Below are 23734 nucleotides of genomic sequence, written 5' to 3' on the forward strand. Positions count from 1 at the left end.
AAAGATGTGATAAATAGAATGGATTTCTTTGAAATTTCTTTTTATACTTTGAGGGAAAACTTTTTGATTATGACTATAGAAGATGAAAAATTTCCTGTAGAGAATTTTCAACTTTTATTTGTTAACAGAGAGTCGAAAAAAATCCAAAGTGTAACTCCTGAAATAGAAAACAATAAAAACGGAAAATTTATTAATATAGATTTAAATGGAATTTATTTTGATGATAAGAGTAAAAATATTATTGATTTATATATTAATAGAGAAAATAAAAAAATAAAAATAAAATATAACACAGTTAATTTAAAAACTAGGGTTAATAAATATTTGCCGAATGAATATCGGTTAAATTCTAATAGAGTTGTTGTTCCTTATTTAACTAAATTAAACACATTGTCTCTTTTATATGGTAATGCAACTGAAGTGTTTAAAAGCTATTGTAATAAAATTGATGAGAAGATCACTGCTCAGAATGTTGAATTTAATCAGAATAATGTTATTTTGACATTTAAAGAAAATCTTTTAAATATTAATAACTCTCCATTGTATTTGGCTGTTCAAAATAAAAAAGATAATAGTATAGTTGGAATTACCTTTGAGATATTGAGTGCTAATCCTTTAAAATTGCAATTTCCTTTTGAAAGCATTAGAGATTTAAAACATGAATTAGAATATTATTTATATCTAATACAAAAGAATGGTGGGTATAATTTAGTTAAATATAGAATTGGATTAGATCAAAATATTAGTGAAGAAAGCCAGAGATTTTTTAACTCATTTGAAATAAATCGAACTAAAAAAATATTACCGTACATTACTTCAAAAGGGGAGCTATCTTTTTTAATTGGAAACGATGAGATCTTGGATAAAAGAATCTATAGTGTAGTACGTAATGATGTATACATTGATCAATTTTCATTAAATAATAAAACATTGAAAATTTCCTTGAAAGAATCAGATAATATAGATTTTCAAGGTGAGTACGCAATATATATTAAAAATCGTAAAAGTTCAGATGTAATTACTTTGAATACGGAAGAAGTACTTTTTGATCCATTAAAAAGGGAAATTAACATTAACTTACTGTCACTATTTGACAAAAATAACATTTTTGAGCTTAATCAAAGATGGTTTTTGTATGTGAAATTTTACAAAGAAGAACAGGTTATAATTTCACAGGTGAAAAAAGAAGGTATTTGGGTTGAATCTGCTCTTCAAAGACATATGAGCCCACTTGAAATAAATAAAGACTTAAGTCTAATAGTATATATTTCTGGTAAAAATGAGCTAGGGATTTTATGTGGAGATCAATCGATATATAATAGAGAAGTTTATAAAAAATTATCTGGATATACAAATATCCATGATATTAGACTTATTGGTACTAATATACATTTCAGTATCAATAATTATGGTTATAACATGGATAATCTAAAACTTGCTATTATATTTAAGGAAAGAAAAACAAAAGAAGAGTGGAAACAGGAGTTAAACTATAAATCTAAAGATGGTTTAATATCTATAATTTTAAATCTAGATTCATTTATACAGGAGTATAAAACTAAACAATCACGATGGGATTTGTATCTAGAAATTCAAACATACAGAATAATAGAAACTAATAGGATAGGATATTTTGATGCTCCGGTAAAACCAGCGTATGACAGGTTTTTAGATAGCATAATAACGGACACCCCTAATTCAGTTACTCCATATTTAACTTCTAAAAACGAATTATCAATCGTTGTGAAGCCTGAAATTAATTTGAATTCTGAAAAAGTTAAAGCTGATATGAAGCTAACTAAGTTTAAAATGAGAGGACCATTGATAAGTGGACAAGTATCCTTAAAATTACATGAATGTAATGTCTATGAGGTTACTTCTGTCATGCTAAAGTATCGTGATAAAATCGAAGTAGTAGAATATAAGTTTGAGGCAAAAGAAAAAAAGGATAATACAAACAACTCTCAAGTATTCTTTAAAGTTGACCTAAGTTCACTAGAGCTGCAGAATTACTATTGGGATTTATTTGTTGTAGTTAAAATTAACAATAGAGAATATGCCCTTAAAATTAAAAATCCAACTAAAGAAGTTAAAAAGGCAATTGACAAAAAAGTAGTAAGATATTCTTATACAGATAAAAATGGTTTTCTAATATATCCATATGTTACTTCGGTAAATACATTGGCTATCGGATATAAAGAAAAGGAAGCTTATGAATCTACATTTTATAAAATAAAAGAGAATCTAGCTTATTATACTTATAGGCTATTTAAAAATTATTTTAATAATAAAGGTATATGGCTTGGTTATGAAAAATTTTCTGAGGGTGCTCAGGACAATGGATACTACTTTTTTAAATATTGCTATGAAAATAGCAAACGGAAAAATTTTTACTATATAATTAAGGAAAGTTCTCCAGATTATTCAAATGTTATTGGTATGAAGGATAAGGTTCTAAAATTTATGAGTTTTAAATATATGTTGTATATGTTTGCTGCTGAGTTGCTTATTTCTTCTGAATCAAAAGGGCATTCATATGATATTCGTATTGAAAAAGGTAGACTAAAAAAAGCCTTAAAAAATAAAAAACAAGTATTTTTGCAACATGGTGTTACAGCATTAAAAAGAGTTGATTACGTATTTAATAAAAATTCAACGCATGCGGTTGATTTATTTGTGGCTACTTCTGATTATGAAAAGAATATTATTAAAAATAATTTTGGTTATAATGATAATGAAATTATTACAACTGGTTTTTGTAGATGGGATGTTCTAAAGGATTTATCTGGGGAAGAAAAAATAATATTTCTTATGCCAACCTGGAGAACTTGGATGGATGATTTACCAGAATCAAAATTCAGAGAAACAGAGTATTATAAGAAATATGTTGGCTTTTTAAATTCAAATGTACTTGTTGATTTCCTTGAAACAGAAAATATAATATTACAATTTTATATACATCCAAAATTTAAGGCCTACATTGATAACTTTAAAACGAACTCAAAAAATATTAAGATTTTACAATATGGGGAAGAAAAAGTAAATGAGTTATTAATGAAATCATCGCTATTAATAACAGACTACTCAAGTGTAGCGTGGGAAATGTTTTATATGAAAAAACCAGTAATTTTTTACCAATTTGATATTGAAGATTATAATAATTTTCAAGGTAGTTATTTAGATATGGAAAATGATTTGTTCGGAGATAGAGTATTTGATGTTGATCAACTTGTAAAAATGGTCAAGGATTATTATCAGAGAGATTTTAAAGAAAAACCTAACTATGGTTTACTTAGAAGTAAGTATTTTAAATACGTAGATAATAAGAATTGTGAACGGACATATAAGGCTATTATGGATAAGAAAAAAAAGAACATCCTTTAAATAATAAACATGTCGTCTAAAATTTAAGAACGCTTTTTTAGCGTTCCTTTTTTATAATAGACTTTTAAGTAGTGCACTTATTTTTTTGAAAGTATTTCTATCTTATGTAAACATTTACTGTGGGTTATTAATCCCTTGAACTTGATTTTTTATGTTGTTGATAATCTTAAGTTAAAGGAATGATGCAAGTGAAGAAAATTAAGTATAGTCAAATGTTACCCACAACAAAAATTGATTATAGTGTTGTTAAAGAAAAATTATCTATTAGTGACATTTTATTGGATATAAAAGAAGAAAAAATAACGTTTAAAATTAAAAAATATAAATTTTTAGATCTTTTGAATTTACAATTAGTTATACAAGAGAGAAGATCCAAAATTAGATGGATTAAGAAGTTAACTAGCAATTCTATCAAGAGTAATGGAGTAATTGTTATTAATGTGGGCCAATTTATACAGAAATATAGTCATATGGTATCACGTTGGGATTTTTATCTAATTGAAGAATGTAATGATTTAGGTGTGATAAAAGAATATCGAATAGGCTTATTTGATAGGGATGTTCAATTTAAGCATATGAGATATTTCCAATCTTTTGTATCAGAAGGAACTAATTTAGTAACACCTTATTTAACTACCAAAAATGGTTTTTCACTAGTAATAAAGAATTATTTGAATTTATCAAATGAAAAATTATCATTTCGCATGAAATTATTAAAGTTTAATATGAATAATAGTACTATTACAGGTCATTTAAAACTAAAATTTTTAGAATTAAAGTCATACGAAATAAAATCCTTATTACTTATATATAGAAATAAAAATGAAAATATTAAATATGAGTTTCAAATTAATGAAGTTAGAAAGAAGAATTACTCATCTGTTTATTTTTGTTTAGATATTTCTAACTTACTGTTTGAAAATTATTACTGGGATTTTTATTTAGTAATTCAAGTTGATGGGGAAGAATTTTTCTTGAGAATTAAAAATCCTTCATTCAAAGTTAAGAAAAAAATTAACCACAGTATTCGTCAGTCATATACCTATGATAATGGATATTGGATCTATCCATATATTACAGCAGTAAATTCAATTGCTCTGATTTATAAAGAAAAGGAAAAATATGAAAGCGAATTTTATAGATTTAAGGAAAGACTAGCCTACCTTTTTTATATAATTTTCAAATTTTACTTTGATCGAAAAAAAATATGGCTTGCTTTTGAAAAATTCTCTGAATCTGCTCAAGATAATGCTTACTTCTTTTTTAAATATTGTTATGAACATAATAAAAAGGATAGTTTTTACTATATTATAAAAAAAGATTCCTCTGATTATAAAAATCTTTTTGAAATGGATGATAAGGTAATAGAATATATGAGTTTTAAATATATGGTATATTTATATGCTGCAAAGTTACTTATATCTTCAGAATCTAAAGGACATGTTTATAATATTAGAGCCCAGCGTGGGAGAATAAAACAGTCATTAAAAAGAAAAAAACTAGTCTTTCTACAACATGGTGTTATCGGTTTAAAAAAAGTTGATCATATATTTAAAAAGACTAGTTCAAATGCGGTTAATTTATTTGTAGTTTCTTCTAATTATGAGAAATCAATTATACGAGATAACTTTGGATATAAAGATGAGGAAATAATTTTAACTGGTTTAAGTCGGTGGGATCAATTAACTGATAAATCATGTGGTAAGAAGACAATCCTACTAATGCCAACTTGGAGATCCTGGATGGATGATTGGACTGAGGAAAAATTTATTAAAACAGAGTATTATCGTCAATACACATCATTATTAAATTCTCTTGAACTAGAAAGAATTTTAGTTAAGTATGATATTGAGTTGAATTTTTATATTCATCCAAAGTTCAAAGCATATATTAGTAAATTCTCAAGTGCAAATAAGAGAGTAAAAGTTTATAAGTATGGAGAGGAAAAAGTAAATGAACTACTAATGAGTTCTTCTTTACTTGTTACAGATTATTCAAGCGTAGCATGGGATATGTACTATCAAAAGAAACCAGTTATTTTTTATCAATTCGATTATGAAGACTATAAAAAATATCAAGGTAGTTATTTAAATATGGAAAAAGAGATTTTTGGAGATAGAGTATTTAGCTTGTCGGGGCTCCTTACTATAATTAATGAGTATGCAGTTAGAGGATTTAAAGAAAAAAAGGAATTTGCTGATAAAAGGAATAATTATTTTGCTTATATTGATTCGAAGAATTCAGAAAGAATTTTCGAGAATATTATTCAAAGACAAGATCTACTAAAAAGAAGAGTAGACTACGATAATTATTTAATAAAATTAAATTCAAATAAATTAATTCATAAATTATGGCAATATATGAAAAGAAATAGTCTAACTTCTAAATTAGCATTAAATATTAAGAGTGCTTTATTAAAAGAAAAATTTTAAAAAATAGAAGTTTATACAAAAGGAGAATGAAATTGTTTCAAGTTGAAAAGATTAATGTTAATAAGACGTTTATAAATATTATTTTTTCTGCAAAGAAAGATTTTGATAATCTTAAATTAGAACTAAGGTTACGAGACACGGGTAGATTCCTAATGTATTCTTATGAAAATTGTTCTGAGGTAGATGTACACCATCATAACAATAATCATTATGAAGTTAACATTAGCTTGAAAGAACTCGTTAAATGCTTTCAAATAATAAACCCGGTAAAACAACTGGTCTATATAAATGTTATGGATGGTAATGGAAATTATTATGATCTTTTTATTAATGATAATATTAAAAAGCAGTTGAAAGAAATTAAAGAGATATCTCTTAATAAACTTGCAAAAATGACTCTAATAGGTAGAGGAAAAAATGAATTAGCATTTAAGATTCAAAAAAATACTTTAAGAAACAAAATAGATTATTTAAATATTGATAATAAAAATAAAAAAATAATGCTAGCTGTTACTTCTTCTATAAAAAACTCTGAAGAAGAATTATTTATTGATAATTTGTATCTGAAAAAAAGAGTATTCAAGGATACTTTAGTGTATTCTGAAAGTTTGGAATTACAAAGATTAAGTAGTAATTTATTTAGTTTAGATTTTGAACAAATAAATAATTTTACTTATGATGACATCATTACTGTTTTAGACTTTGTTGCAGAAGTAAAGGAAGACGGTATAAGTCTTGAGGCTGATTTAAAAAGGGATGAAGAGCTTAAAATTGAAGAAATAAATATAAATAGTGATAATAAAATCAATCCATATTGGACACTTTCAAATGGATTATCTATTCGTGTAGAATCCCTTTTTAAAAGTATTATTATTAATTCTATCAACTTAAATGGTTATTTATTATCACTAAAGTTAAAGAAAGAACTTAGCTCTACTAATAATATAAAATGTTTTCTTTTTAGAGAGCAAAAAATTTATAATGACTTAGAATTAGTACCATTTAGAGAAATAAATGTGGTAAATAAAGAAGAAAATATATATATAAATTTAGATATAGAAGAAATATTTAAAAATTTAGATACTAATATAAGACAAGCTTACCAGTTGTGTATAGAGAAAAATGAAGAAAGATATATTTTAGTAACAAACAATAAATTTGAAGATACTATATATGTAAATAATAATATTAAGATTGCACTTATTTCTGATGATAATACGCTAAAAATTAGCATTGAACCAAATACAGAAAAAGCAGTCAAATTAGGTATCATTGGTTCATGTTTTACGCGTCTAGCATTCAGTAGTAAAGATGATTTTTTTAATCCAGATTATAAAACGTACTTTAGTGTTGAATTTTCACATTTTTGGCCTTCGATAATTAGCTTATTTAGCAACCCAATTGATTTCAAAGAAGAAAATTTTCCTGAAGTAAAGGGTACGGATCTTGTAAATTTGAAGAGGGAATTTGAAAAGTCAACTTTTAATGAACTTAAAAACAAAAATATTGAATATGTTTTAATTGACTTTTTTGTAGATGCAATTCATGGTGTTAGAAAATTTAAAGACAGAGATGCCTATGTGGTTCAACATGGTTCAATGCAAAGAACATCTTTTTTAAAAGACAAATTGTTGAAGGAAACTGAACAGTTTGATTATAGGAATCCCTCTTTTTGGGAAAAATGGAAAAAGTCATGTGATCAATTTATTATGGAGCTAGAAAAATTGATAGACTTAGATAAAGTTATTCTTATTTGGGGAGGACTAGCAAAGGAATATTATGATAAGAATAAATTAGTTAAAAATTTCGCAGGAGAGAAAAGATTTACAAATACTCAATTGAATTATTTTAATAATATATGGAATAAGATGAATAATTATTTTCTTTCTAAAGCTCCTAATGCCAAATTAATTGATATGAGAAAATATAACTATTTATCTACTATGGATCATAAGGATGCTTTTGGACCTCACCATTTTGAAAGCAACTATTATAAAAGTCTTATAGGTGAACTTTCAAAAATTGTTACAAGATCTTAAAAATAACGATAAGTATATAGGATTGATTTGTAATTTGTAATACGATACATTGATACTTAAAAATTATTAGTAGAGATTGATTAGTGAAGAATATAAATTTATTATGATGATTGGAGCCAATACTTAAATGAATTATAAAAAGAAATATGCAATTAGTATTACTCTAATTTTATTAATTTTAATTTTAGGTATTTTATTTTTGAATATAAACTTAACTAAGCATAAATCGAATTCTAACATTAAATCAATTAATGAAGAAAAAAGCTCAAAAAATAAAATACTTAAAACTTCTTACTATTCTTCTCTTAGACTCAATGTAAAGCAATATGGTGCGATTGGTGACGGTCACCATGATGATTGGAAGGCAATTCAATTAGCATTAAATAGAGTAAAAAGTAATGGTGGAGGAACCGTATATATTCCTAATGGCAAATATATTGTTACTCACGCATTGCGAATATATAGTAACACTTATTTAAAACTTGCAAAAGATGCTATTATAGTCAGAAAAGATGATGGAACGGTAGTAATTAATGGCGAAGTGAATGGACAATACACAGGATATAATGGACAAGGAAATATTTTAATTGAAGGAGGAATTTTTTTGATGAATGATTCCTCCAATCCTAAACCTGGGACTGCTTTTGGAATTGCAAGAGCAAACGGTCTTGTAATACGAAATGTAAAAGTTTTAAATATTGTTAACTCACACGGTATAGATTTAAACTCCTCTAAAAACGTTGTTATTGAGAATTGCAAATTTATGGGCTTTAAAGATACTACTAACAATAAATCAAGAGGATATGCAGAGGCAGTTCAAATCGCAAATCACACAAAAATTGGTTTCAGTATATTAGGAGTTTATGATGGGACTCCGTGTGAAAATGTTAAAGTATCTCATTGTATATTTGGTAATAACAGTAAAGACGGGTTCGGTTCATGGGGAGTAGGTATAGGAGATCACAGTTTAGGAGTAATCGGGAAATATAATAGGCATATACAAATTACGAAAAACACATTTCTAGACTGTTCATTCTCAGGTATACATATAAATAGTTATAAGGATACAGAGATAACCGGGAATAGATTTGAGGAATGTGAACATTCTATTTTTGTTTTTACTCCATCTGAAACATACACGTCGAAGGGTATTATTAATGATAAAATGCAAGTTGGTGAGGATATTTATATAAATAAGAATCAATTTATAAATACACAAAAAGAAAATATTCTTATTTCTGGAAATATCATAAAGAATAATGAGAAAAGGTATAGTAAAATTAAAATTAATAATAATAATTTTATAAGCACTAATAGAAAAATCAAAAATAATATTCCTAATATTAAACTAGAGCTATGTCAAGGTCTTTTAATAAGAGATAATTATTTTAAAGGAACCACTTATAATATACAACTATTGAACAGTGATGAATCAAGAGTATTAAATAATAAATTATTATCTAGTTGATTCGCATTTTTATGGATTATTGTGATGTTTTGATTATTCAGAAGGAGCTATAGTAACATATTAGCTCCTTTTTAAATGATTTCCTTAAATATTTATTCTTACCGTCGATTTGTAATTTCATTTTTGTTATAGTAAATAAGTGATATAATCTTTTCACTGCACATGAGAGATCATTAATTATTGGAGAGAAATTATGAGTCATTCAGTCATTTTCAAAAATGTTACAAAAAAATATAAAATGTACAAAAATAATGCCCAAAAGCTATTAGATGTCGTTATTCCAGACGGCTATGGTGAAGATTTTTATGCATTGCAAAATATTAGTTTTACTGCTGATGAGGGCGATGTCATCGGAATCATTGGTGTTAACGGTGCCGGAAAATCTACATTATCAAATTTAATTACCGGTATCATTCCTCCAACTTCAGGTTCAATTGAGGTAAAAGGGCAGGCATCATTAATTGCGATCAATTCAGGCTTAAATAATAACTTATCTGGTAGAGAGAATATTGAATTAAAATGCTTAATGCTTGGATTTAATAAAAAACAAATTCGCGAGTTAATGCCTGAGATCATCGAATTTGCTGATATAGGTAAATTTATTGATCAGCCTGTGAAAAATTATTCAAGCGGTATGAAATCACGGCTAGGATTTGCGATTTCAGTTAACGTTGATCCTGATGTTTTAGTAATCGATGAAGCATTATCGGTTGGCGACCAAACATTCACGGATAAATGCTTAGATAAGATGAATGAATTTAAGGAAAAAGGCAAAACAATCTTTTTCATTAGCCACTCGATTGGACAGGTGAAGAAATTTTGTCAAAAGGCGCTTTGGCTTGAAGCAGGTGAAGTAAAAGCATATGGCACAATTGAAGAAATCGTACCGGAATACGAAAAGTTTTTAAAAGAGTTTAAAAAAATGTCTAAAGAAGAACAAAAAAACTTTAAACAAATGGTTTTAGAAAAGCGGAGCAGATTGAGGGAACAGGAACAGAGGGCTGCGAATGATGAAGATGAGCTAATTCCACAGGGACTTTTAAGAGAAAGTAAAAAAAAACATAAAGTAGCTCGTTATTTTATACGGCTGCTTTATGTAATTATATTCTTGATATTAATCGGCGGCGTAATATACGCGACAAAGTCAGGATTACTTTCAAAACAGCAAAATCACAAGTCTTCTGCGGTTCATCACACTGTAGAGCATGCTAAATCGAAGAATACTGTGACAACGGAAAAGACAAAGAAACAGAAAAAAAAGGCTAGTACATTCCGATATGTCGATGTTCCAAAGGCAAATATTCGAAAATCTCCTGATGGTGCAGCGATTGCTACCGTTAATTTTGGGCAAGCTTTACAGATAAAAACATCGAAGAAAAATACTGATGGGGTTACGTGGTATAGAGTGTCTTTTGAGGGGTATGAAGGTTGGATTAGCAGTAAGGTTTTGACTAATATTAAGGATGAAAAGAATGATGAACAAATTGCTAAGCAAATTGACCAGTTGATCGGTTTTACTCCCTCTTTAAAAGAAGCTATTCCGATGATTGGAAAGAAAAAAGGAGCAGAACAGTCTTTCGCTTACACTACGTATAAGTATAAAAAAGGTGTTGTAACGGGCTTTACGATAAAAGTCACTGGCTCTTCCCCTTCTGAAGTGGCTGCACAATTAGGGGAACCCCAGTTAAAATCTGATGATACATTGCTGTACCATGGTTCTAAATATGATTTTATTTTTGTATTATCTACGAATGGAACCATTGATACTTTAACTGTACTAAAAAGGTAAAAATCATCGTTCATTTTAAAAGAGATTACAATTACAATTACACAACCTGAGCGTCATTTTAATATTAGAGATAATTGCTCTAGATATTTAGATGACCTCAGGTTGTTTTATTTCATTATTGAAATAAAACGATTAATTGTTAAAAAGCTATTGACATATTGATTGAATAGGTGTACTTTAATGAAAAGTGAAAATATTTATATTCTTATCACGAGAGGTCGAGGGAATGGCCCGAAGACGCCTCAGCAACCTTCAATGTTTTGTATTGAAAAGGTGCTAATTCCAGCAAGCTATTTTTAGTAGCTTGGAAGATAAGAAGAACGACGATTGTGTTCGTATGACAAAGTCTTCTTCTTATAGAAGGCTTTTTTATTTTATCACAGTGGATGATTTATTGAATTTAGATACATTACTAAGGAGTGTTTACTGAATGTTTAAAACAGAAACAAAACTTGCTCAAATTGGGAATCGAAGTGAGAGAGCGACAGGAGCTGTAAATCCACCTGTTTATTTTTCAACGGCTTATCGTCATGAAGGAATTGGAAAATCTACTGGATATGATTATGTACGAACAGGAAATCCTACTCGTCAGCTTCTGGAAGAAGCAATCGCTGATTTAGAATGCGGTGATCAAGGTTTTGCCTGTAGTTCCGGTATGGCCGCAATATTTACTGTGCTTTCTTTATTTCAATCCGGAGATGAGTGGATTGTCAGCGAAGACCTATATGGCGGTACTTATCGCTTATTAGAGCAAGGATATAAAAAATGGGGGTTAAGCTGTCGATATGTTAATACATGTTGTCCTAAAGAGATTGAAAGAAATATAACCCCAAAAACAAAAGCAATTTTTATTGAAACTCCAACAAATCCTCTCATGCAGCAAACAGACATTTCTGCTGTCTCGGAAATTGCAAAAAAACATGATGTGTTGCTGATTGTTGATAATACATTTTACACTCCTCTTTTACAGCAGCCGATTAAACTTGGCGCTGATATCGTCATTCATAGTGCAACGAAATATTTAGGCGGTCACAATGATGTTCTGGCAGGACTCATTATTGCCAAAGGAAAAGAGCTTTGCGAGCAATTAATGCTGTACCATAACGGTGCTGGTGCAACACTAAGTCCATTTGACTCTTGGTTATTGATGAGAGGAATGAAAACTTTAGCTTTAAGAATGGAAAGACATGAGAAAAACGCGAAAGCAATTGTTCAATATCTTTCTGAACATGACTGTGTAAAAGATGTTTTGTATCCAGGCAGAGGCGGCATGATTTCTTTTCGGATTAAAGATGAAGCATGGGTGAACCCATTTCTTGGAAACCTATCTCTTATTTGCTTTGCGGAAAGTTTAGGCGGAACAGAAAGCTTCATTACATATCCGGCAACACAAACACATGCTGATATTCCAGAACAGATTCGTATTCAATCTGGCGTTGATAATTGCTTACTGCGTTTTTCTGTCGGTATTGAAGATGCACAAGATTTAATTGAAGACTTGGAACAATCATTTGCGAATATTAAAGAAAGGGTGACGTTATCATGACAAATGACACATTTACATTTGAGACAAAGCTTTTACACAATAGCCATAAAATTGACCCTGTGACAGGTGCAGTTAGTGTCCCAATTCAGCATGCTTCTACATATCACCAGTTCAATATTGACTCCTTTGGAAAATATGACTATAGCCGTTCATTAAATCCGACTAGGGAGGCACTTGAAGATGTTATTGCTGAACTAGAAGGAGGAATAAAAGGTTTCGCATTCTCATCTGGTATGGCCGCGATATCTACAGCTTTTCTCCTTCTTTCAGCAGGAGATCATGTCGTGATTACTGAAGATGTATATGGCGGTACGTTCCGAATGGTCACAGAAGTATTGACTCGCTTTGGTATTGAACATACATTTGTCGATATGACAAATCTAGAAGAAGTTAAACTAGCGATTCAGGATAATACAAAAGCCTTCTACATTGAAACACCTTCTAATCCGTTATTGAAGGTGACGGATATTCAAGCAATTAGTCAGTTAGCAAAAGAGATTGGTGCACTGACTTATGTTGATAATACTTTTTTAACGCCAGCTCTACAAAAACCGTTGCAATTTGGAGCAGACATTGTTTTGCATAGTGCAACGAAGTTTTTGTCTGGTCATAGCGATGTCGTAGCGGGGCTTGCTGTTGTAAAAGATGAGAAGTTAGCTAAAAAGCTTGGATTCTTACAAAATTCCTTTGGGGCCGTTCTCGGTGTTCAAGATGCGTGGCTTGTTTTAAGAGGGCTCAAAACACTCCATGTGCGACTGGAACAATCGCAAAAATCAGCGATTGAATTAGCAGAGTTCTTACAAGACCATCCGCTTGTTCAAAAAGTGCATTATCCGCATCTTGCCTGTCATCCGCAACATCAATTGCAGCAAAAGCAAGCAGCTGGACCTGGTGCAGTGTTATCATTTGAACTAAAGGATGAAGAATTACTGCGTACATTTGTATCAAATGTGAAAATCCCTGTATTTGCTGTTAGTCTTGGCGCGGTTGAATCAATTCTATCTTATCCAGCAAAAATGTCACATGCTGCAATGCCGGAGGAAGAAAGGGAAAAGCGTGGAATTCGTAATAGCTTATTGCGTTTTTCTGTTGGTTTGGAGAATGTTGAGGATCTTAAAAAAGACTTCTCCCAAGCATTTGAAAAAATTAAAGGCCATTCATTCGCTTACAAAGGAGCTTAATTATGTCAGAACCAGATATGCAACATAAAGAAACGGTAGTTATTCATGCTGATGATGTTGAAAGTGATGGGGCAATCAATCCACCAATCTATTATTCAGCTACATTTCAGGCAAAGGATGCTGATGAATTTGCAGAAATGGCTGGAACATCGAGACACCCGAAGTACTATACACGTTATGGGAATCCTCTCCATACGCGTGTAAGTAAAATAGTCGCCGAACTTGAGGGGACAGAGACGGCATTGGTAACAGGTTCAGGCATGGGGGCTATTTCCACGACCCTATTAGCATTAGTTCGTGCTGGTGACCATGTTATTGCACAGACAAGGCATTATATGAGTACATCTAAAATTATGGATGAAATGCTACCGCGATTTGGGGTAGAAGTCACGGTTGTAGAGCAGGCAGATATTCAGGCATTTAAAGATGCAATACGTCCAAATACAAAGCTGATAATGGTTGAGACTCCTGCTAATCCAACGCTTGTCGTTACTGATTTGGAAGCAGTCGTAGAGCTAGCACATGCTAATGGGATCATTGTGGTTGCAGATAATACATTTGCGTCACCTATCAATCAACGGCCACATGATTTTGGTGTAGATGTAGTCGTTCATAGTGCGACGAAATATTTAGGTGGGCATCATGATTTGATGGCAGGAGTTATTTGTACGAATGAAGTATTAGCTGAACAGATTTGGGAAACGCACATTTCAATCGGTGCGGTACTTTCGCCAATGGATGCCTGGCTATTGTTAAGAGGACTGCGGACATTGCCGATGAGGGTAGAGAAAATTAATCAAAATGCCCTTGCTTTAGCGCATTTTTTAGAGGAGCAACCGCAAATTGAACGGGTATTTTATCCAGGCCTACCAAGCCATCCTCAATATGAATTAGCGAAGAAGCAAATGAATGGCTTTGGCGCGGTCATCGCATTTGCTATAAAAGGTGGATTTGCTGAGACAGAGCGTTTTATAGATGCATTGGCATTATCACATAATGCCGTAAGCTTAGGCGGCGTTGATTCATTAGCCGTACATACCGCTGCAATGTGGAAAGGAACAATGAATGAGGAGCAAATGAAGGCAGCAGGAATTCCTCCTAATTTTGTTCGGTATTCGGTGGGAATTGAACATATTAATGATTTAAAAGCGGATATACTACAAGCGCTAAAACATACTTATGAAATTGATAAGGTATGAATTCTTCAGGAATTCATACCTTATTTTTTGTTTTTGTTAGTCTGTTGTGTTTTATTAAACAGTTCATAAAGTTGGCTAGAAGAACTGCCCGCGGAAAACAAATTCCTTGAAGCGAAAATCACTCATCGCCTCTAGTTAAGTGAACAATAATCTTTAGAGACAAGCTTATTTTTTAAAAATATTATTTCTGTTAGATATGGAAAAACGTGCTATCGAAAGATGTATACGTAATACATTTTTTAAATAAAAAAATATGATACACTTGAGCTATATGTAAGGATAAGAATGAGAGGTAGGATGGTTGGTCTTAATAAATGTGAAAAAGATAAGAATCGGTAATGGGGCTTCTTTATTTCATAAACATATGTATTAGTAGTTTTGATTAGAAAGGAAGAATGTTGTATTAATGAGAGTAATCTTAGCAGATGATGACCAGCAATCCTTAGAGACGGTGCGAGATTTTCTAAAAGACATAACAAATATAGAAATTGTTGCACAATGTCAAAATAGTGAAGAACTAGTTGAAACAGTGATACGTCAAAAACCAGATATATTATTAGTAGACGTTCAAATGTCAAAGAAAAATGGCATGGATGCTGTGAAAGAATGTCTAATGTTTCATCCGCAAGTCAAACTTATCTTTATTTGTGCCCAACATGACCATGCACTTGAAGCATTTCAAATGAATGCTATTGACTATATCGTCAAGCCAGTTGGAAAAAATCGGTTGTACCAAGCAATTGAAAAGGCAATAACAATTATTATGTATGAACGGAAAGAATCTCCAAAAATCATTATTAAACATCTCCCTATTAAAGACTTGCATGGTATTTCCTACATACCACAGCAGGATATTCTATTTATTGAGAAATCAGGAAAAAAATGTTTAATTTATACAGAAGATAATGTTATTGAGACAAATGAAAATATTGGTACCTTACTAAATAAACTGGATGATTCCTTTTTTCCTGCCCACCGTTCCTATATCATTAATTTAAAAAAAATTAAACGAATTGTCCCTAAAAATGAAACCTATCTTGCTTATTTTGATCATATTGATCAGCAGGCAAGTATATCAAAACTGAAAATAAATGAAGTAAAAGATAAAATCTCACAATTTATGAAATCGTTATAAATGTACTTTAAAGGAGAAACGGAATGTCATTTACAGATCAACTAGATGTTCACATTGTCATTCTATCTATTATAGTAGCAATTATTGGTGCTTATGCCAGTTTAGATATTATCAGTAAAGTATATCAAAAAAGAATGAACGGATTATTTACTGGATCTATTATGATGGGCATGAGCATTTGCGCAATGCATTTTATTGGAATGCTTGCGCGTAATACTCATGAGAAAATGATGTTTAATACACCTCTTGTTGCAGGTGCTTTTATGTTTTCCATTCTCTTATCGTTCTTATCCTTTTATTTATTAGAGCAGCTAGGGGCTTCTTTAAAAAATTTGTTTATTGCTAGTTTAGTAATGAGCTTGTCCATATCAGGAATGCATTTTATTGGTACATTATCAATGTATACGTATATTCGTATAACGTATGATGTAAAATGGATGTTTTTGGCTATTTTGCTGGCATGGCTAGGTTCATATTTCGCATTTATCTTATCTTTTTATTTAAAAAAGCAATGGTTTCTAAAACATCTTATTAGTGGTGGCATATTGGGGATTGGCGTTACGCTGATGCACTATATAACGATGGGGGCTATTACAATACATGAAAATGAGAGCAATAATCAAATGATTGGCTTTAAACAATTTTCCCGACATAATCTAGCATTTGCTCTCGGTATTGCCGTGTTGGTACTAATCGGTTTAATTGTATTATTTTCAGATTTAAATAAATATGCACTTCGTAAGTTTAAAGAAACATCAGAACGGACGCATCATTCAGATTTACGAAAATATAAAGAAAGAATTAAAAAAGCACAAAGAGATTTATATGAAACAATTCGCAATCAACAAGGCATGATTTTTAAATATATAAAAATAGGAGATCAGTTTGTTCATACAATTTGCGATGGTGATTTGTTATATCGCTTCGGTGGAAATCCTTCTAAAGTAATAGGAAAGTCTGTGTTTGATTTTCTGCCGGAGTATATGGCAAAAGAAAAGGTTTCATATTATCACCTTGCATGGGCTGGCGAACAAGTAAGTTATGAAGGGCATCTAAATGGCATTGACTATTTATGCCAATTGCGCCCTGTCATTGTAAATGGAGAAGTACAAGAGGTAATTGGTTCGTGTATTGATATTACTGATAAAAATCGGGCAGAAAAAAAGCTCCGTTACGAAAAAGAATTTTACCAGCATGTGTTAAGTATGATGTCTGAGGCCATTTTTGTCTATTCAGCGAAAGATGAAGAAAAAATTGTATTAAATAAGAATGTATATGAATTTATGGGGATCGATGAAACGGCGTTTACTGAACTAACGTTAGCTGACGCATCTACACAGTTTTTGGAAGAGGATGGGCGTAGCTCAACACCAGAATCAACTCCAATTTCTTATACGTTAACGACTGGAAAACCACTTGTTAATAAAGTGTTAGGATTAAAGAGAAAAGATAGTAATCCTATTTGGTTATCAGTAAATACGAGGCTACTAAAAGATGAAGATGACGCACAAAATTCGCGAGTTATGGTAACAATGTCAGATATAACCGAGCAAAAAAATCAAGAAAATATAATTAAAGAAAACTATGCCTTAGTAAATACGATCTTGAATAGTCTTTATATCGGTGTGTTAATCGTAGCCCCGGATGGTAAAATCGTGTTTGTAAATGAAAGCTTTTGTGAGATGTTTCAAATCGATCAGTCTGCTGAAGAAATGGTCGGTCAACATATTTCGACATTCCATGCACAGCTGTTTAAACATGTCCCTGAAGGTCAAAGTAGAATTGAGGAAATTCTAAAGAAGAATAAAGCCACTGGGGATGAAATAAGAATTTCGGATAAGCGGGTTATTTATCGTAAATATTCCCCTTTCCAAATAAATAATGAACTCCAAGATCATCTATGGACATTTGAGGATATAACAAGCCGAAAACGGCTGGAAGATGAAATTATCCGTTCTAAAGAAGATGCAGTTAAGGCAAGCCAAGCAAAGTCTGAATTTTTGTCGAAAATGAGCCATGAATTGAGGACGCCATTAAACGGTATATTAGGCTTTTCCCAACTCCTGGAATTAGATCGAACGCTTAATCAGCAACAGCAGTCATTTGTACAAGAAATTTTAAGAGGCGGACGCCATTTATTAAATTTAATTAACGAGGTTCTAGATTTATCTAGAATTGAATCAGGAAAGTTAAAAGTTAACATAGAAGAAGTAAACATTGTGAACATACTAACAGAATGTATAAACATGCTGCAGCCGCTTGCGAATAGGCGAAATATCCGTATTTATTCAGACTTAACAAATGCACTTGATATTTTTATTTTTGGAGATCCTCTTAGAATAAAACAAATTTTTATTAACTTAATTGATAATGCGATTAAGTATAACCATCAAAATGGAGAGGTTTTTATACATTGTGAACGACGTAATGGAGAAATTGTATTTCGTATAAAGGATACAGGTATTGGGATTTCAGAAAAAGAACAGCCGAATATTTTTGAACCATTCTATCGAGCTAAAAATATAAAAGTAGAAGGAACGGGAATCGGACTTTCACTTGTTAAACAGCTTGTTGAACTAATGAATGGAACTATTGGGTTTGCTAGTGAACAAGACAATGGAAGTGAATTTTGGTTTAGCATTCCGATTGATCATATGCCGAACAGACCAAGTGCAACGATCATGATAAATCAAACCGAAATTATTCCGCAGAAGCATGCAGTTAACATTCTTTACATTGAAGATAATCATTCTAATATTCAGCTAATCCAAAAGATCCTTCAACGTGTGTATAGTAATCTCTTTTTACAAACGGCATTGACAGGTGAAGAAGGAATTGAACGAATTCGGAAGGAAGAGTTTGATCTTATTCTATTAGACATTAATCTCCCTGATATGAGCGGATACGACGTAATGAAAAAGATCCAAACAATGGCTGGAAAGAAACGACAACCTCCAGTTATTGCGCTAAGTGCTTATGCGATGGCTGAAGATATAAACAGAGCTTATCATGAAGGGTTCTCTGATTTTATTGTTAAGCCGATCATTATTTCGGACTTTTTGGGAATGATAAAAAAATATTTGAAGTAATAATATGAAAAATCAGCTGGATATGACGACATAAATAATATGGGGAATATTATATTATGTATCATGTCCAACTTTTTGATTAGAACGTTTCCAAATAATTGAATTGTCGAAAAAAGTTTTAAAATGCAGAGATTCTGTCTTAAAAAGTAGAAATTTATCATTTAATAGCCCGACTATGCGATTCAAATGTTGCTCACCTGTTAGACATTGATTAGGTTGAACAGTACATTTATCATATGCACTAAATGTCTGGAATTAGGATTTTTTGGAGAGGGTGAGGAATTTTTGGATATTAGGAAATTGATTGAGAACGGTGAAATGGAACATGTCTATCAATCATTATGGAAATTAAATAATTGGCATATTTACGGATTTGAAGCACTATTAAGAGTTCCAAACCCTAAAATAACAAATATTGAACATGTGTTTATTGAAGCAAGGGAACAGGGAGTCTTATATGAATTAGATACAATGGCAATTCGAGGTGCTGTAAGTTGCTTCCCGCTTAAATATATAAAACATGAGCTTCTGTTTATAAATATTTTTCCTTCCACTCTCCTTCATGAACATTTTGAAATATTTTTACAAACATTGATAGATGATTTCCCGTTAATACGAGGGAAAGTAGTCTTTGAGTTTAGTGAAACGATTAGAGAAGAAAAAAATTGGGAATCTTCTTTGTTAAAAGAGAGGATTCAAATGCTTAAAAAGCATGGATTTTTATTTGCATTGGATGACGTGGGAAAAGGAGTTGCTAATCTACAGAAAGTAATGGATTTTCAACCTAATTTCATTAAATTAGATCGATATTTTGCGAAGGATCTCTCTTCCTCCATAGAAAAGCAAAGGATGATCTCAACCATGCAAAGTTATTGTCAGGATCATATTGGATTGGTATTAGAAGGGATTGAAAAAGAAAATGATTTAGCAACTGCAAAGCTGTTAAATGTACCATTTGCACAGGGATATTTACTTGGCAGACCAGGCAAAATAACTGCAAATCTGTTTGGACAGCTGCAAACGATTTAAATTACTCTTCCTCTTCTTTGGTACGAATAATAAGTGGCTATAGTTTTAAAATAGCTATTTAGGGGAAAGTGAGAGATGAAAATGGAAACGTTAAAGGTTGTAATTGCAGATGATGATCATCCTTCTAGAATGATTTTAAAGCATTTTTTAGATTTATTTATTGATTATCGTATAGTCGGAGAAGCCGAAGACGGCAAGGAGCTAATAGAACTCATTTTACATAAAAAACCAGATATTGCTTTAGTGGATATTAACATGCCTGGTTTAAATGGACTTGAAGCCGTAAAAATATGCAAAGAGAAAGCCCCCCAATTGCAAGTTATTTTTACGACAGGGTTTGACGAATTTGCAGCAGAAGCTTTCGATGTTTCTGCTGCAGACTATGTGATTAAGCCAATTGAAAGGACCCGGTTGTTTCTGGCACTTGAAAAGGCCAGGAAGGGCTTTGAAGTAGCGAAACAATCTGTTATGAAGTCTCATAACGCCAATCAAAAAATAGCAGTAAAGTCTTATAATACGCTTCTATATTTAGTTGTAGATGAGATTCTGTTTATTGAGAAAAAGGCAAGAAAAACAGTAATTCACACAACTGATCATTGTTATGAAACAACTGAAACTCTGCAGGAAATTGAAGAAACATTACCAAGCTATTTTTATAAAACACACCGCTCATTTATTGTCAACTTAAAAAAAATTACTCGTATTGAAGCCTCAGGAGAGACTTATTTAGCATATTTTGCTAAATGCAGCAAAGTAGCATATATTTCAAAATTAAAAATATACAATGTACAATCATTGTTAGTAAATTAGCTGCTAGCAGTTCATTTAGATAGTCCCAGCAATGATCATACCTTATGAAGGTTGTTGGGGCTCCCCGTAATGTTGAAACTTACCAGCCTTAAAATTATGACTCATCCTGTATTTCCTTTTTCTATTGGTCTGGCTAAAAAATAAGGATCAGAAAATTCGAGGATTGACCAGCTTTATAATTCAATAAATTCCATGAATTTGAAGAATGCTAAAAATTAGTTAGAACAGCTTCTTCCAAATGTCCTTAATGTGTCTTATAATGTTCTTTTTGCCTCGTACTCTTTTTAGTATATTAGTGATATTAGCAGGATAAAGGTTAATTACAGCGATGAATTGAGGGAAAGATATGTTCAATCTTCATGATAATGGATCAATATTAAATAGTTTTGGTTTATTTTTCCAAATATTTGAAAACATCCCAGATATGGTTTATTTAGTACGAAGAGATGAAAAAGGGGATTATCAATATCAATTTGTGAATCAAGCAGCAACGAAGCTGTCGGGGATTCCAGCATTTGAATATTATGGGGAATCAATTAGCAAGTTTCTACCGGATCAATCTGTTCAATTGATCAAAGAAAAATATCAAGAAGCGATAGATAAAAAAACGACCCTTGTTTATGAAGAGACGATAAAAGGACCTCAAATTACTTCCGTTAAAAATCAGTTGTTTTTGGATCAGAATTGGAAAGTTTACGAAACAACTGTGACACCGATTTTTGATGAACAACATACATGTACGCATATTTTTGTGCTTGTTAGGGATGTGACACATCAGAAACTTAGGGAGAAAGAGCTAAGACAAGTAAAGGAGCATTTTGAGCTTGTTTGGAATAGTACGGCAGATATTATGTATACGTTTGATACCGATCAACGTTTCATTGATATTAATGATGCTTTTGAAAGAATTTTAATATGGAAGCGTGAAGAAATATTGTACGATCCATCCATTAGCATTATTCCTTTGTCTGAAAAAAAGGGGTTTAAACAAATTGTGGAAGTTCTGAAAAGGGGGCACTCCATTCCTTCTCATCAAGTTCAGTGCGTTACAAAGGACGGCGAATTAATCGATGTGTTAGCATCATATTCACCATTGCTCGATCGTGAAGGAAATTGGGGAGGGGGGGTAGCGGTATATAAAGATATATCTGAGGAATTAAAGTATCTTAAAGAACTTGAGATCAGTGAGGAAAAATACCGGGTGATTGCGGAGTTTTCATCAGATTTAATTAAAATAACAGATTCAAATGGAATCATTCAATATATATCACCCTCCCATAAAGCTATTGTTGGAAATGATCCCGAAGAGACGTTAAATAAATCTATCTTAAATTTTGTTTATTCTGATGATGTCTCTAAATTCCGTGATGCAATTATTGAGGTAAACACGACCCACCAAGTTGGTTCAGTTGAATTTAGAAAAGTTCATGAAAATGGAGAAATTATATGGTTTCATGCTACGATTACACCAATTATCAATGACCATGATGAAATAGATCGTATTATTTTTGTCGCGCGTGATATAACGGAAAGAAAGCAGTACGAAGAAAAATTGGAACACCTTGCATTATTTGATTCTTTAACAGGGCTGCCAAACCGGGTTCAATTTTATAAAAGATTGCAGAATGAAATGGAACAAGCAAGTATATCTCATTCGACTTTTGCTGTTATGATGCTTGATCTAGACGGTTTTAAACAAGTGAATGATACAATGGGGCATGATGTTGGAGATGAGCTTTTAAAAAGCTTTGCAAAAAGAGTAGAATCTTGCATTAGGACAAACGATATGCTGGCAAGGATAGGTGGGGATGAGTTTGCTATCCTTATGCCCAATTTAGAAAATCGTATACAAGCAACTGCTATGGCAAAGCGGATTATAGGTTCTTTTCACAAGCATTGGGAATGTGGGCATTATTGTTTTAACACAACTTGCAGCATTGGCATTGCTTTTTCTCCTCCATATGAACACCATCATAAAATATTATTAAAACAGGCCGATCTTGCTCTATATCGTGCAAAAAAAGAAGGGAAGAATAATTATCATATTTTTCAAAGAGGAATTGATCCATAACGTATAGTTAAGTTCAAAAAGCAAACTACTATCATTCAGAATGTTCAGTAGTTTGCTTTTTTAGTTTCTTTTCTAGAAGGATGTTTTTACATAAATTCTGTTCCACTTGAACGATTGGTTCAAAAAAATAGCTCCTGGATCCCCTGCCAAGAACGACCCCTGAAGCGGAAATAACTACCCTTTTTCGACAAAGTTCTTAAATGTACTTTTTTATGTTTAACATGGTCTATTTAAATGAATCTGCTTACTATATACTATTTTTAAATTAGTAATTATACAGAAATTTACAAGAGATGTATCATTTTTACTAATACGAAATAAATCAAAATGTTTATTTTGTTGAAATCCATTAACCATAACCGATAATGGCAAACTTACTGAAAAGTAAGGACGCAAAGCTACGGGTCTAATGCTGAGAAGCGATGATCGCCGGGCCGCCGAAAAGGAATTGGATTGAAGTTTATGGGGGAATTCTATTTACATTTACTTTTCCTTTTAAAACTCACCAATCACTTTGGTGAGTTTTTTTATTAATATAAGATCCTTATTTAACGCGATTTAA

The 23734-nt window shown here is 31.4% G+C and carries 13 protein-coding genes and 2 riboswitches; all 13 genes read left to right on the forward strand.

Features of this window, described 5'->3' with window-relative positions:
* The first annotated feature begins 18 nt into the window (after positions 1-18).
* Entirely contained in the window at positions 19-3384 is a 3366-nt protein-coding gene (locus G4D61_RS05320; RefSeq protein WP_163173399.1) for a CDP-glycerol glycerophosphotransferase family protein, read from the forward strand.
* A gap of 188 nt (positions 3385-3572) precedes the next feature.
* Positions 3573-5816: a CDP-glycerol glycerophosphotransferase family protein gene (locus tag G4D61_RS05325; protein WP_163173401.1), complete on the forward strand. Its 2244-nt coding sequence runs from the start codon at positions 3573-3575 to the stop codon at positions 5814-5816.
* 32 nt (positions 5817-5848) lie between these two features.
* A complete protein-coding gene (locus G4D61_RS05330) occupies positions 5849-7855 on the forward strand; it encodes a DUF6270 domain-containing protein (RefSeq protein ID WP_163173403.1) in 2007 nt (668 codons plus the stop codon).
* A gap of 127 nt (positions 7856-7982) precedes the next feature.
* The gene (locus G4D61_RS05335; RefSeq protein WP_163173405.1) at positions 7983-9323 is read left to right on the forward strand and encodes a glycosyl hydrolase family 28-related protein; all 1341 of its coding nucleotides are present in this window, start codon (positions 7983-7985) and stop codon (positions 9321-9323) included.
* Positions 9324-9516: 193 nt separating this feature from the next.
* A complete protein-coding gene (gene tagH / locus G4D61_RS05340) occupies positions 9517-11112 on the forward strand; it encodes a teichoic acids export ABC transporter ATP-binding subunit TagH (protein WP_163173407.1) in 1596 nt (531 codons plus the stop codon).
* A 202-nt stretch (positions 11113-11314) separates the two neighbouring features.
* A riboswitch (SAM riboswitch) is annotated at positions 11315-11430 on the forward strand.
* A 112-nt stretch (positions 11431-11542) separates the two neighbouring features.
* Positions 11543-12658 (forward strand): methionine biosynthesis PLP-dependent protein, encoded by a 1116-nt coding sequence (locus G4D61_RS05345; RefSeq protein ID WP_163173409.1) that lies wholly within the window; start codon positions 11543-11545, stop codon positions 12656-12658.
* Positions 12655-13839: a cystathionine beta-lyase gene (gene metC, locus G4D61_RS05350; protein WP_163173411.1), complete on the forward strand. Its 1185-nt coding sequence runs from the start codon at positions 12655-12657 to the stop codon at positions 13837-13839. The genes G4D61_RS05345 and metC overlap by 4 nt, the downstream gene beginning before the upstream one ends.
* 2 nt (positions 13840-13841) lie before the next feature.
* Positions 13842-15038, forward strand: a complete 1197-nt coding sequence (locus tag G4D61_RS05355; RefSeq protein ID WP_205603213.1) for a trans-sulfuration enzyme family protein — start codon at positions 13842-13844, stop codon at positions 15036-15038.
* Between the two features lie 406 nt (positions 15039-15444).
* Positions 15445-16173 carry a LytR/AlgR family response regulator transcription factor gene (locus tag G4D61_RS05360; RefSeq protein WP_163173413.1) on the forward strand — a complete coding sequence of 243 codons (729 nt, stop codon included), beginning with the start codon at positions 15445-15447 and terminating at the stop codon, positions 16171-16173.
* A gap of 23 nt (positions 16174-16196) precedes the next feature.
* Complete coding sequence (locus G4D61_RS05365; RefSeq protein ID WP_163173415.1) at positions 16197-19262, forward strand: ATP-binding protein; 3066 nt, start codon at positions 16197-16199, stop codon at positions 19260-19262.
* Between the two features lie 285 nt (positions 19263-19547).
* A complete protein-coding gene (locus tag G4D61_RS05370) occupies positions 19548-20291 on the forward strand; it encodes an EAL domain-containing protein (protein ID WP_025727324.1) in 744 nt (247 codons plus the stop codon).
* A gap of 75 nt (positions 20292-20366) precedes the next feature.
* A complete protein-coding gene (locus G4D61_RS05375; protein ID WP_367613762.1) occupies positions 20367-21101 on the forward strand; it encodes a LytR/AlgR family response regulator transcription factor in 735 nt (244 codons plus the stop codon).
* Between the two features lie 346 nt (positions 21102-21447).
* Positions 21448-23172 (forward strand): diguanylate cyclase domain-containing protein, encoded by a 1725-nt coding sequence (locus G4D61_RS05380; RefSeq protein WP_163173423.1) that lies wholly within the window; start codon positions 21448-21450, stop codon positions 23170-23172.
* 357 nt (positions 23173-23529) lie between these two features.
* Positions 23530-23614, forward strand: a riboswitch (cyclic di-GMP riboswitch).
* The last annotated feature ends 120 nt before the right edge of the window (positions 23615-23734 follow it).

The organism is Heyndrickxia ginsengihumi, from assembly GCF_011008565.1.
In the GTDB taxonomy this organism is placed as follows: domain Bacteria; phylum Bacillota; class Bacilli; order Bacillales; family Bacillaceae_C; genus Weizmannia; species Weizmannia ginsengihumi.